The sequence below is a fragment of the Pontibacillus chungwhensis BH030062 genome (assembly GCF_000770675.1).
Classification (GTDB): Bacteria; Bacillota; Bacilli; order Bacillales; family BH030062; genus Pontibacillus; species Pontibacillus chungwhensis.
The window spans coordinates 1-12,355 of the sequence record NZ_AVBG01000006.1 but is presented as its reverse complement, the minus strand read 5'-3'; the positions used below and the strand labels follow the sequence as shown (position 1 = coordinate 12,355).

The 12,355-nt window shown below is 41.7% G+C and carries 13 protein-coding genes; all 13 read left to right on the top strand.

The window, feature by feature from the left end; all coding sequences use genetic code 11:
* The first annotated feature begins 148 nt into the window (after nucleotides 1-148).
* The 13 genes from N780_RS19790 to glpK all read left to right on the top strand — a co-directional run bounded on the left by N780_RS19790 (nucleotide 149) and on the right by glpK (nucleotide 12,055).
* Nucleotides 149-1,429 carry a hypothetical protein gene (locus N780_RS19790; protein ID WP_052114976.1) on the top strand — a complete coding sequence of 427 codons (1,281 nt, stop codon included), beginning with the start codon at nucleotides 149-151 and terminating at the stop codon, nucleotides 1,427-1,429.
* Nucleotides 1,430-1,549: 120 nt separating this feature from the next.
* Nucleotides 1,550-1,897 carry a YojF family protein gene (locus N780_RS09265; protein WP_036782888.1) on the top strand — a complete coding sequence of 116 codons (348 nt, stop codon included), beginning with the start codon at nucleotides 1,550-1,552 and terminating at the stop codon, nucleotides 1,895-1,897.
* A gap of 24 nt (nucleotides 1,898-1,921) precedes the next feature.
* Nucleotides 1,922-2,584, top strand: a complete 663-nt coding sequence (bshB2, locus tag N780_RS09260; RefSeq protein WP_036782886.1) for a bacillithiol biosynthesis deacetylase BshB2 — start codon at nucleotides 1,922-1,924, stop codon at nucleotides 2,582-2,584.
* A 536-nt stretch (nucleotides 2,585-3,120) separates the two neighbouring features.
* A complete protein-coding gene (locus N780_RS09255) occupies nucleotides 3,121-4,233 on the top strand; it encodes a DUF4097 family beta strand repeat-containing protein (RefSeq protein WP_036782883.1) in 1,113 nt (370 codons plus the stop codon).
* Between the two features lie 15 nt (nucleotides 4,234-4,248).
* A complete protein-coding gene (locus tag N780_RS09250; RefSeq protein ID WP_036782880.1) occupies nucleotides 4,249-4,599 on the top strand; it encodes a phage holin family protein in 351 nt (116 codons plus the stop codon).
* A 329-nt stretch (nucleotides 4,600-4,928) separates the two neighbouring features.
* Nucleotides 4,929-5,891, top strand: a complete 963-nt coding sequence (gene hprK / locus N780_RS09245) for an HPr(Ser) kinase/phosphatase (RefSeq protein WP_036782877.1) — start codon at nucleotides 4,929-4,931, stop codon at nucleotides 5,889-5,891.
* Nucleotides 5,878-6,714 carry a prolipoprotein diacylglyceryl transferase gene (lgt, locus tag N780_RS09240; RefSeq protein ID WP_036782874.1) on the top strand — a complete coding sequence of 279 codons (837 nt, stop codon included), beginning with the start codon at nucleotides 5,878-5,880 and terminating at the stop codon, nucleotides 6,712-6,714. The genes hprK and lgt overlap by 14 nt, the downstream gene beginning before the upstream one ends.
* A gap of 12 nt (nucleotides 6,715-6,726) precedes the next feature.
* Nucleotides 6,727-7,680: a nucleoside recognition domain-containing protein gene (locus N780_RS09235; protein ID WP_036782871.1), complete on the top strand. Its 954-nt coding sequence runs from the start codon at nucleotides 6,727-6,729 to the stop codon at nucleotides 7,678-7,680.
* A complete protein-coding gene (gene ppaX, locus N780_RS09230; protein ID WP_036782868.1) occupies nucleotides 7,655-8,296 on the top strand; it encodes a pyrophosphatase PpaX in 642 nt (213 codons plus the stop codon). The genes N780_RS09235 and ppaX overlap by 26 nt, the downstream gene beginning before the upstream one ends.
* A 4-nt stretch (nucleotides 8,297-8,300) precedes the next feature.
* Nucleotides 8,301-8,828: an acyltransferase gene (locus N780_RS09225; RefSeq protein WP_036782864.1), complete on the top strand. Its 528-nt coding sequence runs from the start codon at nucleotides 8,301-8,303 to the stop codon at nucleotides 8,826-8,828.
* A 141-nt stretch (nucleotides 8,829-8,969) separates the two neighbouring features.
* Nucleotides 8,970-9,524: a glycerol-3-phosphate responsive antiterminator gene (locus tag N780_RS09220; protein WP_036782861.1), complete on the top strand. Its 555-nt coding sequence runs from the start codon at nucleotides 8,970-8,972 to the stop codon at nucleotides 9,522-9,524.
* Between the two features lie 184 nt (nucleotides 9,525-9,708).
* Nucleotides 9,709-10,539, top strand: coding sequence for an MIP/aquaporin family protein (locus tag N780_RS09215; RefSeq protein WP_036782858.1), 831 nt, complete (start codon nucleotides 9,709-9,711; stop codon nucleotides 10,537-10,539).
* A 25-nt stretch (nucleotides 10,540-10,564) separates the two neighbouring features.
* Nucleotides 10,565-12,055, top strand: a complete 1,491-nt coding sequence (gene glpK, locus N780_RS09210; protein WP_036782855.1) for a glycerol kinase GlpK — start codon at nucleotides 10,565-10,567, stop codon at nucleotides 12,053-12,055.
* The last annotated feature ends 300 nt before the right edge of the window (nucleotides 12,056-12,355 follow it).

Genomic DNA, 12,355 nt, shown 5'->3' with positions numbered 1-12,355 from the left:
TACACCCGAGGTTCTGTCTTTTTTTATAGTCTGTTCAACCAATCTTTCTAATAATGGTAAAAATGTACATAAGACTTAATGCATTCACCCTTTCACTTTGAGGATCGCTCCATACAGTAATATATAACAAAAAAAGGAGTGAATGCTGATGTCTTTTGATAAGGATGTTCGTTTATGCAAATTAGAAGCCGAACTCGAAAAGCTAAAAAAACAAATACAGAAACAACACCAAGAACAAGAGAATGAGCAAGAACAAGACCAAGAGCAAGAACAGGAGCAGGATCAAGAGCAAGATTTAGATAATGATCAGGAAAACGAGCAAGACCAAGAACAAGACTTAGAAAACGACCAAGAATTCGACCAAGAACAAGAAAATGAACAAGAGAATGAGCAAGATCAGGAACAAGACCAAGAGCAAGAAAATGAGCAAGACCAAGAGCAAGATCAGGAACAAGAGAATGAACAAGATCAGGAACAAGAACAAGAAAATGAGCAAGATCAGGAACAAGAGAATGAACAAGATCAAGAGCAAGATCAGGAGCAAGACCAAGAGCAAGATCAGGAGCAAGACCAAGAACAAGAACAAGAAAATGAACAAGAACAAGAGCAAGAAAGTGAACAAGATCAGGAACAAGAACTAGAAAATGACCAAGAGTTCGACCAAGAACAGGAAAACGAACAAGAAAATGATCAAGAACAAGAAAATGAACAAGAGAATGAACAAGATCAAGAGCAGGAGCAAGAACAAGAAAGTAAACAAGATCAAGAAAATGATCAAGAACAAGAGAACGAACAAGAGAACGAACAAGAGAACGAACAAGACCAAGAACAAGAAAATGACCAAGAACAAGAGAACGAACAAGAGAATGAACAAGACCAAGAGCAGGAGCAAGAACAAGAAAGTAAACAAGATCAAGAAAATGATCAAGAACAAGAGAACGAACAAGAGAATGAACAAGACCAAGAGCAGGAGCAAGAACAAGAAAACGAGCAAGAGCAAGAACAAGAACAAGAAAGTGAACAAGATCAAGAACAAGACCTAGAAAATGACCAAGAGTTTGACCAAGAACAAGAAAACGACCAAGAACAAGAGAACGAACAAGAGAATGAACAAGACCAAGAGCAGGAGCAAGAACAAGAAAACGAACAAGAGCAAGAACAAGAAAATGAACAAGAGCAAGATCAGGAACAAGACCAACGCAATCGCCAATACAACCAAGATGACCTAAAACTTGAAAACATCGGTAACCCAAACATTCGTATCTATAATGATAATAATCTCTATCTCATTCTGGCTATCTTAGCTTTTATGTTTAATGGGAATGGAAACGGCAACACAGGAAGCGGATCAACTTGTGAGGGTACAGATGGATTGTCGAGCCTTAGAGGCCTAGTTGAATTATTGCGTGATTTAAAATCAGAGTTATAAGCTAAGCCGATAGAGAGAGAACTTTCTCTCTCTATATACATAAATGTAGATTCTTTGACGATTGTGCATTATTTTGGGTATGGTATAGAAAGACATTAGTTCTAGAGAGGGGTCCGTCGTATGGAAACGATCCAAATCGATCACGTCCAAAAAGCGCTTGAGGATCTAGCGCATAAAGATGTATATATTCACTTAGAAACCACAAATGGTGCTTATGCGCGCCACTTTGATTCTAACGCATATAATGTAGGAGCATTTATTCGGAATGCTCAGGTAAAATATACGCAAGCAAAAATTATTGGTCATGAATCTTATCGTGTCGGATTGAAAACACAACTTGGTTGGATTTATGCAGAAGGTTTAACAGACTGGGAGCTTGATGATCAAGGTCGATTGTTGATGGCTGGCCACGATAATGAAGGCCGTTTGATGGTAGCTTTAGAAATTAGCGAGACGCCGTTTAAATAATAAATGAAAGTGAGGGACCGCAACATGGGTCAACATGTCGCCATAATTTTACCACACCCTGATGATGAAGCGTTTGGGTGTTCAGGTACGATTCTTGAATTCCGGGAAAAAGACATTCCTGTAACTTATTTTTGTGGAACATTAGGAGAAATGGGTCGTAATATGGGAAGTCCGTTTTTTGCTAATCGTGAAACGCTACCTGAAATTCGTAAGGAAGAGTTACAAGATGCTTGTAAAGAGTTAGATATTAACTTAGAAATGCTAGGTTACCGTGATAAAACGTTAGAATTTGAAGATCGTAATGAAGTTGCCAAGGATTTAAAGCAGCGTCTTGAGGAAATTGAGCCAAGCCTTGTTATTACTTTTTATCCTGGGCATGCTGTTCACCCTGATCACGATGCAATGGGAGCAGCAGCGATTAAAGCTGTTGAAATGATGGATGAGTCTAAACGTCCTGAAGTGTGGGCCAAAGCGATTACGCATAATCGTCGTGAATTATTAGGTGAACCTGACATCGTACGTGATGTTGAGGATTACTTTGAAGGTAAGATGAGAGCGATTGAAGCTCACCGTTCTCAGGCAGAAGGTATGATGAAGCAATTCCGTGATAGTCCGAACCTGAAGGAAATTAATTCTGAAGGGCGTAAGCTGTTGAAGTACGAAGAATTTTATAAGTGGACGTTTTAAGGGGGTCCCCTTGCTTTTCTGATGAAAAGCAAGGGGATTTGTTTGTTCTTGGAGTTGTTTCCGCTAGCTTTAATAGAGAGTAAGGTGGTCCTGGAAATTACTCGCTTTCCGCGGCCCCATACGACGTGGGGTCGTTCGACGTTGTCACAGGACGTGACGGTCTTAGTCGAACTTCCCCCTTTTCTTTTACAGCCTCCTCGGGGAAACCACCCTGCGGGGTCTCGTCGACCTCTTTCTCCCGCAGGAGTCTCGCAATTTCCAGGACCACCTTTGCTGTATAAGTAGAGCGGAAACGAGCCCAATATGGTAGGTTGGGGGCTCATCACAATTTTTATGTCTCAGTTTGAAATGTTCTATATTACTGACCAATTTCTAATAAATATATGAAAGTATAACAACATTAAACTTTAACGAAGCACTTATTTTAAAGAAGGAACTATGTAGAGAATCGAGAATGAGAAATAAATGAGTCGAAATTGAAACATATAGATCTTATGATGCGTATAAAGAATAGGATGATAAAGGAGAGATGAACCGTGCAAGAAGAGAGAAAGCGGATTTTAACGATGCTTCAAGAGGGAAAGATCTCTACAGAGGAAGCGGAGGAGTTACTGGATGCTTTGGCGTATGCTAGTGATGTTAAAGAAGAAGAGGGGCAAGAGGGTAAGTCAGCTGAGCTTTCTAAGAAAGTGGATTGGGATGCGCGGCAAGATCACAAGTCTTACAACTCTGGTTCAACAAAGCAACGTTTCAAAAGTTTGGTAGGAGAAGCCTTTAAGAAAATAAAAAATGTAGATTTAGATTTCAACTTTGGTTCGTATCAAAGTGTTCATCATATTTTTCAACATCAGGGAGTAACGTTTAATAACGTATATATTGATGTGGCGAATGGAAATGTAATGATGAAGCCTTGGAAGGAACAAGATATGCGCCTTGAGTGTCAGGCTAAAGTGTACCAAGTTAATAATCAAGATGAAGCTCGTGAACGATTTATGGATATGAAAAACTTTATTGTAGATGACGAAGTGCTTAGGTTCGAAGTGAAATCTAAGAAGGTCAAGACGGATGTAACGCTTTGGGTGCCGGAGAAAGCGTATGAAGACGTTTCACTTCGTGTCTTTAATGGGAAAATAGAAGCAGAAGGGCTTCCTGTTCATGACTTAGACGTGAAAACATCGAACGGAGACATTATCCTCCAAAAGATGGAAGGTCATGAGTGGGAGTTAAGCACCTCGAATGGGTCGATTACTGCCGAGCAAGTAAAGTGCGACGATTTAGAAACTGAGATGATGAATGGGTCTGTGAAACTGGCCGGAGACTTTGGCAAAGTTGATGCCCAAGTTATTAACGGAAATATTAAGTGTACTTGGCAGGGGGACCGTGGACATACTGGTTTCTTTAAAACGACTACCGGGAATGTGGACCTTATCGTACCAAAATCGGTACGGTTAAATGGAAAAATGTTCACCAACCTTGGAAGTCTTCACTGCTATTTGCCAGACTTTAAAACGATCTCAGAGCAGAAAGAAACGCTTAAGAAAGAGTTGAAATTTGAAACAAATCCTTACCTGGATCACATTTTGCATGTTGAAGCGGAAACAAAAACAGGTTCCGTGAAGATACAGGGTGATGAAGGGGGAGGCTTATAAAGGAGTGGAAGGATCATGAATTGGCTTTTTAGTATTATTCTAAATGCTGTGGCTATTATTGCCGTTGATCAATTATTTGATTCGATATACTTAGCAGGGATTGGAACGGCTATCTTAGCGAGTTTCATTCTCTCGATTTTAAATGTTATTGTACGTCCGATTTTAGTTGTCTTAACCTTGCCGATTACAGTTTTATCACTTGGTTTATTCTTATTTGTTATCAACGCGATTACGCTAATGATTACGCAAGGTTTACTAGGAAGTAGTTTTGAGATTGAAGGATTTGGCATGGCGATCCTTGCTGCCATCATCTTATCTATCTTAAACCTAATCCTGAACCAGCTCTTCAAAGACGCTAAGAAATAAAACTGATCCCATATGGGATCAGTTTTTTTATTGACCAATTTTTTGAGGTTGATGTAGTACTTTAGCGAACTGCAGGGTGTCAGACACGCGTTAGTACTTTAGCGAACTGCAGGGTGTCAGACACGCGTTAGTACTTTAGCGAACTGCAGGGTGTCAGGCACGCGTTAGCGCTTTAGAGAACTGCAGGGTGCCAGGCACGCGGTAGTGCTTTAGTGAACTGCAGTGGTTTGTGTTTTTTTGTTTGGGTTGTTTTGTTTCCACAGAGTTTTGTAAAAAATGCTACAATAGGGGAAGTGATTATTGAGGATAACCTACAGGGAGGATTACATATGTCGAAAGTTCGAACCCAGGATTTGTTGGATCAATTTAATCTAGAAATTGTTGCTGGTGAGGATGGCGTTCACCGTGAGATTTCTACAAGTGATATTTCTAGACCTGGAATGGAAATGGCGGGCTATTTTAAGTATTATCCGTCTGAACGTTTGCAATTGCTTGGCAAAACGGAGTTGTCGTTCTTTAACGAACTTAAAGAAGAAGATAAGAAGGATCGTGCAGCGAAATTATGTACAGATATTACACCAGGCATTGTGATTACACGGGGGATGGAAGTGCCTGATGCACTTATAAAGGCAGCATCTGAGGCGGGTGTGCCAATTATGCGATCTCCGCATAAGACGACTCGTGTTATTAGTCGGTTAACCAACTTCTTAGAAACAAAGTTTGCCCCTTTTACAGCGATACACGGCGTTCTGGTGGATGTTTATGGCGTAGGGGTTTTAATAACAGGACAGAGCGGAGTTGGTAAAAGTGAAACAGCTCTTGAACTTGTTAAGAGAGGTCACCGTCTTGTAGCTGACGATAGTGTAGAAATTCGTCAGGAAGACTATGATACGTTAATCGGAAACTCACCTTCTCTTATTGAACACCTATTAGAGATCAGAGGCTTAGGTATTATTAATGTTATGACATTATTTGGGGCTGGGGCCGTTCGCAGCTTTAAGAGGATTACATATTGCATTAACCTCGAGCTGTGGGAAAAGAACAAACAATACGATCGCCTCGGTTTAGAAGAGGAAACAATGAAGATCATGGATGTTGAAATTCCTAAAGCGACTGTGCCGGTACGCCCAGGTCGAAACCTTGCTGTCATTATTGAAGTAGCTGCGATGAACTTCCGTCTAAAGCGTATGGGTGTAAATGCAGCTGAGGAATTCTCACACCGTTTAACCGGTATGATTGACGAGAATAAAGCTGGTTCACCGAAAGGAGGATTCCCAGGTGCAGACGTGTAGTCCGGATCCTATAAGTCGAGTCCTTCTAGACCTGGGGCCTTTCACAATTTATTGGTATGGAGTCATTATCGCAACGGGCGCTTATCTTGGCTTATGGCTTGCTATGCGGGAGTCGGAGCGACTTGGTTTTAAGAAAGATACGTTTGTTGATTTAGTTGTGTTTGCGATTCCAATCGCTATTATTTCAGCTCGTATCTACTATGTTATTTTTGAATGGGAACGATATGCGAATGGTTCCTTAATCGATATATTTGCGATTTGGGAAGGCGGTATTGCCATCCATGGTGCTCTAATCGGTTCTGTTGCAACAGCCGTTGTGTTCGCTCGTGTTCGAAAACTTCCATTTTGGCAGCTGGCTGACATTGCAGCGCCTAGTATTATTTTAGGTCAAGCCATTGGGCGCTGGGGGAACTTTATGAATCAGGAAGCTCATGGTGGCCCTGTTTCAGAGTCGTTCTATCAGAATGTCATGCAATTCTTACCAGACTTCATCAATCGTCAAATGTGTATTGAGGGGGTTGTGTATCACCCTACCTTTTTATATGAATCTGTGTGGAACATCCTCGGCTTTGTATTCTTATTGGTGTTGCGCAGGTTCAATCCACGTCGCGGTGAAGTATTCTTAAGTTATGTCATTTGGTATTCATTCGGACGCTACTTTATTGAACAAATGCGTACAGATAGCCTTTATATCATTGGCTCGCTACGTACAGCACAAGTAATCTCTATTGTCCTGATCTTACTTGCCTCAGTTTTAATTATGTACCGTCGTAAAACAAATAAGGCAGATCGAGATTATGAGGGCAACAAACTGAACAAGTAAGGAGGGTACCCCTTGCCTGGTATATTACAAAGAGGGTTGAAACAAGGAATGAGTGTAACGTGGGCTCTTGGGAAAGTCATATTTCCCATCACGTTACTTGTAACGGTTCTCCGGTTTACTCCCGTCTTAAAGTGGATTATGGAGTGGATTACACCACTCATGAAGTGGATTGGACTGCCAGGTGAGGCGGCGATTCCGCTTGTTTTAGGGAACTTTTTAAACCTCTATGCTGGGATTGGTGCCATTGTCTCATTTGATTTCAGTGTAAAAGAGGTATTTATTATGGCAGTTATGATGTCGTTCTCTCATAACTTGCTGATTGAATCAACAGTGGCTTCGAAGGTTGGGGTGAAATGGTGGTTTGTTGCAGGGATTCGCTTATCACTTGCCTTTCTTTCAGCCATACTAATAAATGTCTTCTGGCAGGGCGGTTCTGAAATGGCCCAGTATGGACTCATTACCCAGCAACCCGATCCAGAAGGCTATGTTGCAATAGTGTTGCTTGGTGTTAAAACAGCTATAATGAGCGTTCTGCAACTAGCGGCCATTGTGATTCCTCTGATGGTTGCGATGCAGTGGCTAAAGGAAAAGAATTGGTTAAACCTTTTCTCGAAATGGCTCGCACCTTTTACACGTGTATTGGGAGTAGAGCGCAATGCATCCATGACCCTTGTGGCGGGGCTTGTTATTGGGTTAGCTTATGGAGCTGGGCTCATGATTCAAGCTGTGAAAGAAGACGGAGTGTCGAAAAAAGATATGTACTTGTCTCTTATCTTCCTCGTCTCTTGTCACGCGGTGGTAGAGGACACGCTCATTTTCATACCACTCGGGATTCCGGTTTGGCCCTTGTTATTGATTCGTCTCGTAACAGCTATTGTACTAACAGCTATTGTCGGTTTCGTTTGGAACCGAACTACATCAAAAGGAAAGGAAGCCACTTATGACCATACGCACTCTTCTATTTGACTTAGATGGAACATTAATTAATACAAATGATTTAATCATTGCATCGTTTCTTCATACGACAGAAACGTATGCGCCAGGAAAATATAACAGAGAGGACGTTCTGAAATTTATTGGTCCTCCTCTTGAAGAAAGCTTACGCAAAATCAATCCAGATGCAGATGTCGAAGAAATGATGAACACGTATCGTACCCATAACCATGAGAATCACGATCGTCTCGTGGAAGCTTACGATGGCGTTGTTGAAACGTTAGAAAAACTTAAGCAAGCAGGATTTAAGCTAGGTATTGTTACAACAAAGATGCGTCAAACGGTAGACATGGGGATTGAGCTTACCCATATTGCTGATAAATTCGAAACGATTGTAACATTAGATGATGTAACTCATGCTAAACCTCATCCAGAACCAGTCGTTCGTGCAATGAAAGAACTTGATGCGAAGCCAGAAGAGACAATCATGGTAGGAGATAACACACATGATATTGAATCAGGTCAAAATGCTGGTACCAAAACAGCAGGTGTAGCTTGGACGGTTAAAGGGCGTAAAGTATTGGATGATTTAGAGCCAGACTATATGCTTGAACATATGAGTGATATTTTAAAAATCGTGATGGAGTGATCTTATGAGAAACACCGAGCGTCATCGGGTGAAAGAGGCCAATTCATTGTGGCACGTCTATAAGACCGTCCCATTTTGGAAGGTTGTCAAAAATTTTGTCGTCATTCAACTGGCTCGTTATACGCCATTTTTGCCGGTGAAAAATTGGCTGTATCGTACATTCCTTCGTATGGATGTCGGTGATCAGGCGGCTTTTGCTCTTATGGTGATGCTCGATGTAATGTTTCCAGAAAGAATCTCTGTTGGGCGGAACACGGTGATTGGGTATAACACGACTATTTTAGCGCATGAGTACTTGATTAAAGAGTATCGCCTAGGTGATGTTAACATCGGGAGTAACGTCATGATTGGTGCAAACTCAACCATATTGCCTGGCATAACGATTGGAGATGACGCGATCATTTCCGCTGGAACGCTCGTACATAAAGACGTTCCACCTGGATGTTTTGTTGGCGGCAATCCTATGCGAGTCATCTATGACCAGGAAGAAATGTCCAGGCGTCAGACAGAAGATACTTTTCTAAAGGACTAGCTCACCACTAGTCCTTTTTACTTGCACATGTGCTTTGCCGCTCTAAAGTACAAACGGGTGCCAGACACCAATCAGTATAGTAACACTGCATAGCGCTAAAGGGTGTCTGGCACCCTTTAGTTGATTAAAGGAGGTCAGGGTATGGAGTTGCCGAAGGGGGTTTTGTCGGCTGTTAAGAGTATTAAGCATTTTGAGTATCTACTTGAGAGTGATGAGGAATTGATCATTCTATTAGAAACAAGGTTGTCGTTGCTACCTAAGTTAGTTAGGAAAGGCCGAAAGCATGGGAAGAAAATTCTTGTTCATACTGATTTAATCCAAGGGTTAAAAAATGACGATTACGGTTTGGAGTTCTTATTTCATGAAGTGAAGCCTCACGGAGTGATTTCGACAAGATCCAATGTAATTACAGCTGCTAAGAGGCATGATATATTAGCGATTCAACGTTTGTTCCTTATAGATAGTCAAGCGCTTGATCGGAATGTAGCCATTATGAAAAAGACTCAACCGGATTACGTTGAAGTCTTACCAGGATTAATTCCATCCTTTATATCTGAAATTAAAGAAGAGCTGGGAATACCGATTATTGCTGGCGGCTTAATCAGAACGAAAGAGGATGTTCAATCAGCTTTACAAGCCGGAGCTCATGCTGTCTCTACATCCAGAAAAGAATTATGGGAAATAGGACCTTATTGACAGCGTTTTCAATACGTAGTATAGTAGACGTCACAAGTTAACATTAGTGGCGGAGAGCAGGAGAACCACACGCACTTGTAGGACTTTCGATGTGAGATTGTCCCAAACAAGAAGCGTGTGGTTTTTTATGTGGCTAAAAGTGGTATAGCTATCTAAGCCAGCACCTAATGAAAGAAGGTATATTATGACAGAATTTATAGGCGAAATGATCGGCACAATGATCCTGATCATCTTTGGAGGTGGCGTCGTTGGTGGCGTTGTACTCAAAGGATCTAAAGCTGAAGGTACCAGTTGGGTATTAATATCTTTTGGTTGGGGCCTTGCTGTAATGCTTGCCGTCTACGCTGTTGGGAAAGTCAGCGGCGCACATATTAATCCAGCTGTAACTCTAGGTTTTGCTATGGTGGGAGAGTTCCCTTGGAGCAAAGTTCCGAAATACTTAACTGCACAGTTAGTAGGTGCGTTCATCGGGGCTATTGTGGTTTTCTTTCACTATTTACCTCACTGGAAAGAAACAGAAGATCAAGGGGCGAAACTGGCGGTGTTTTCAACCGACCCAGCGATTCGAAGTCCTTTATCCAACCTTGTAAGCGAAATCATAGGGACGTTTATGTTAGTGATGGGACTATTATTTATTGGGGCTAATGACTTCACCCAAGGATTAAATCCAGCGATTGTAGGTCTTCTCATTACCGCGATTGGTATGTCACTTGGTGGTACTACAGGATATGCGATTAACCCTGCTCGTGATATCGGACCTCGTATTGCACACTATGTTTTACCGATCCCAGGTAAGGGAACTTCAGATTGGAGATACGCTTGGGTTCCACTCTTTGGACCCATAATTGGTGGCATCTATGGAGGTCTCTTCTATAAAGCTATCTTTGTGAACGATCTCATGGTAGCCTTTTGGGTATTTACTGTAATGATTTTAGTTATCTTTTTAACAGCCGCACGTAAAGAATTGAAGAAAGCAAACAATGAGGATGTTCAGGCATCCCGTGCGAATGCATAATTTAAGATAAAGGGAGATGAGAGAAATGGAAAAATATATTCTATCTATTGATCAGGGGACAACAAGTTCCAGAGCGATTTTATTTAATAAAGAAGGGGTTATCGTTGAAACGGCTCAAAAAGAATTTCAACAATTCTTCGAAAAACCAGGTTGGGTCGAACATGATGCAAATGAAATCTGGACGTCTGTATTAGGGTGTATTGCAGATGTACTTAGAAAATCAGAGGTTGAGCCGAACCAGATTGCTGGTATCGGTATTACCAACCAGCGTGAAACGACAGTCGTATGGGATAAAAATTCCGGTCGTCCAATCTACAAAGCTGTTGTATGGCAATCCCGTCAAACAGCTCCAATTTGTAATGAACTTCGTGAACAAGGATATAACGATACCTTCCGTGATAAAACAGGTTTACTTCTTGATCCATACTTCGCAGGAACGAAAGTGAAGTGGATCCTTGATAACGTAGATGGAGCTCGTGAAAAGGCTGAAAATGATGAATTGATGTTCGGTACAATTGATACGTGGTTAATTTATAAACTGTCTGGTGGTAAAGCTCACGTTACCGATTATTCCAACGCATCCCGCACTCTTATGTACAACATCTATGACCTGAAATGGGATGATGAGCTTCTAGAAATTCTAGGCGTGCCAAAATCAATGTTGCCAGAAGTTCGCCCATCTTCAGAAGTTTATGCAGATACAGTTGATTACCACTTCTTTGGAAGTGAGATTCCGATCGCAGGTGTAGCAGGAGATCAGCAGTCAGCCTTATTTGGTCAAGCCTGTTTCGAAAAAGGAATGGCGAAGAACACGTATGGTACAGGCGGATTTATGCTTATGAATACGGGTGAGGAACCTGTGAAATCAGAGCATGGACTTTTAACCACAATTGCTTGGGGACTTGATGGAAAAGTAGAATATGCGCTTGAGGGTAGTATTTTCGTCTCCGGTTCTGCCATTCAGTGGCTGCGTGATGGTCTTGAAATGATTAAAGATGCTCCTCAAAGTGAGCAGTTAGCTGGCGATGTTGATTCTACAGATGGTGTTTACGTTGTTCCTGCCTTCGTAGGACTTGGAACGCCGTACTGGGATAGCGATGTTAGAGGAGCTGTATTTGGTCTGACTCGTGGTACAAAGAAAGAGCACTTTGTGCGTGCTACACTTGAATCGCTTGCTTATCAAACGAAAGATGTTCTAAACGCTATGATTAGCGATTCAGGACTAGACTTGAAGACAATGCGTGTAGATGGCGGAGCTGTTAAAAATAACTTCCTTATGCAATTCCAAAGTGACATGATCAACACCCAAGTTGAGCGTCCAACAGTAAATGAAACGACAGCTTTAGGTGCAGCTTATCTTGCAGGTCTTGCGGTTGGTTACTGGGATAGCAAAGATAAAATTGAAGAGCGTTGGCAAAAAGACCAAACCTTCGAACCAGAAATCTCTGAAGAAAAACGAGAAGAATTGTATGAAGGTTGGCAGAAGGCTGTTAAAGCAGCACAAGCATTCAAATAAGTCAATTTAAGCAGAATGGTGTGCAAACCGTAAAATTCTGTTATAATAAATGTACAAGTTAACACGATTCGGTTGGAGAAACGGAGAGACCACAAATTCTTTACGGGAAAACTGTAAAGGAGTTTGTGGTCTCTTTTTTTATACCTACTTGTTCCCTCGAGGTCTTAAGTCCAACTTCTGCGTGAAGAAGAACGCTTCACTCCGCATTTGATCTTAAGCGTGTCGGAGGTGAACAAGGGGCCTCCGCTTTAGTGGAGCGTCCAGCTGCAGGGCCCATCCCCTCGAGGTCTTAAGCATGAC

Coding starts and splice junctions, on each gene's coding strand:
- N780_RS09250 (WP_036782880.1), top strand. CDS start 4,249: ATGAATTGGCTTTTTAGTATTATTCTAAATGCTGTGGCTATTATTGCC.
- hprK (WP_036782877.1), top strand. CDS start 4,929: ATGTCGAAAGTTCGAACCCAGGATTTGTTGGATCAATTTAATCTAGAA.
- N780_RS09265 (WP_036782888.1), top strand. CDS start 1,550: ATGGAAACGATCCAAATCGATCACGTCCAAAAAGCGCTTGAGGATCTA.
- glpK (WP_036782855.1), top strand. CDS start 10,565: ATGGAAAAATATATTCTATCTATTGATCAGGGGACAACAAGTTCCAGA.
- N780_RS09220 (WP_036782861.1), top strand. CDS start 8,970: ATGGAGTTGCCGAAGGGGGTTTTGTCGGCTGTTAAGAGTATTAAGCAT.
- N780_RS09225 (WP_036782864.1), top strand. CDS start 8,301: ATGAGAAACACCGAGCGTCATCGGGTGAAAGAGGCCAATTCATTGTGG.
- bshB2 (WP_036782886.1), top strand. CDS start 1,922: ATGGGTCAACATGTCGCCATAATTTTACCACACCCTGATGATGAAGCG.
- N780_RS19790 (WP_052114976.1), top strand. CDS start 149: ATGTCTTTTGATAAGGATGTTCGTTTATGCAAATTAGAAGCCGAACTC.
- N780_RS09215 (WP_036782858.1), top strand. CDS start 9,709: ATGACAGAATTTATAGGCGAAATGATCGGCACAATGATCCTGATCATC.
- ppaX (WP_036782868.1), top strand. CDS start 7,655: ATGACCATACGCACTCTTCTATTTGACTTAGATGGAACATTAATTAAT.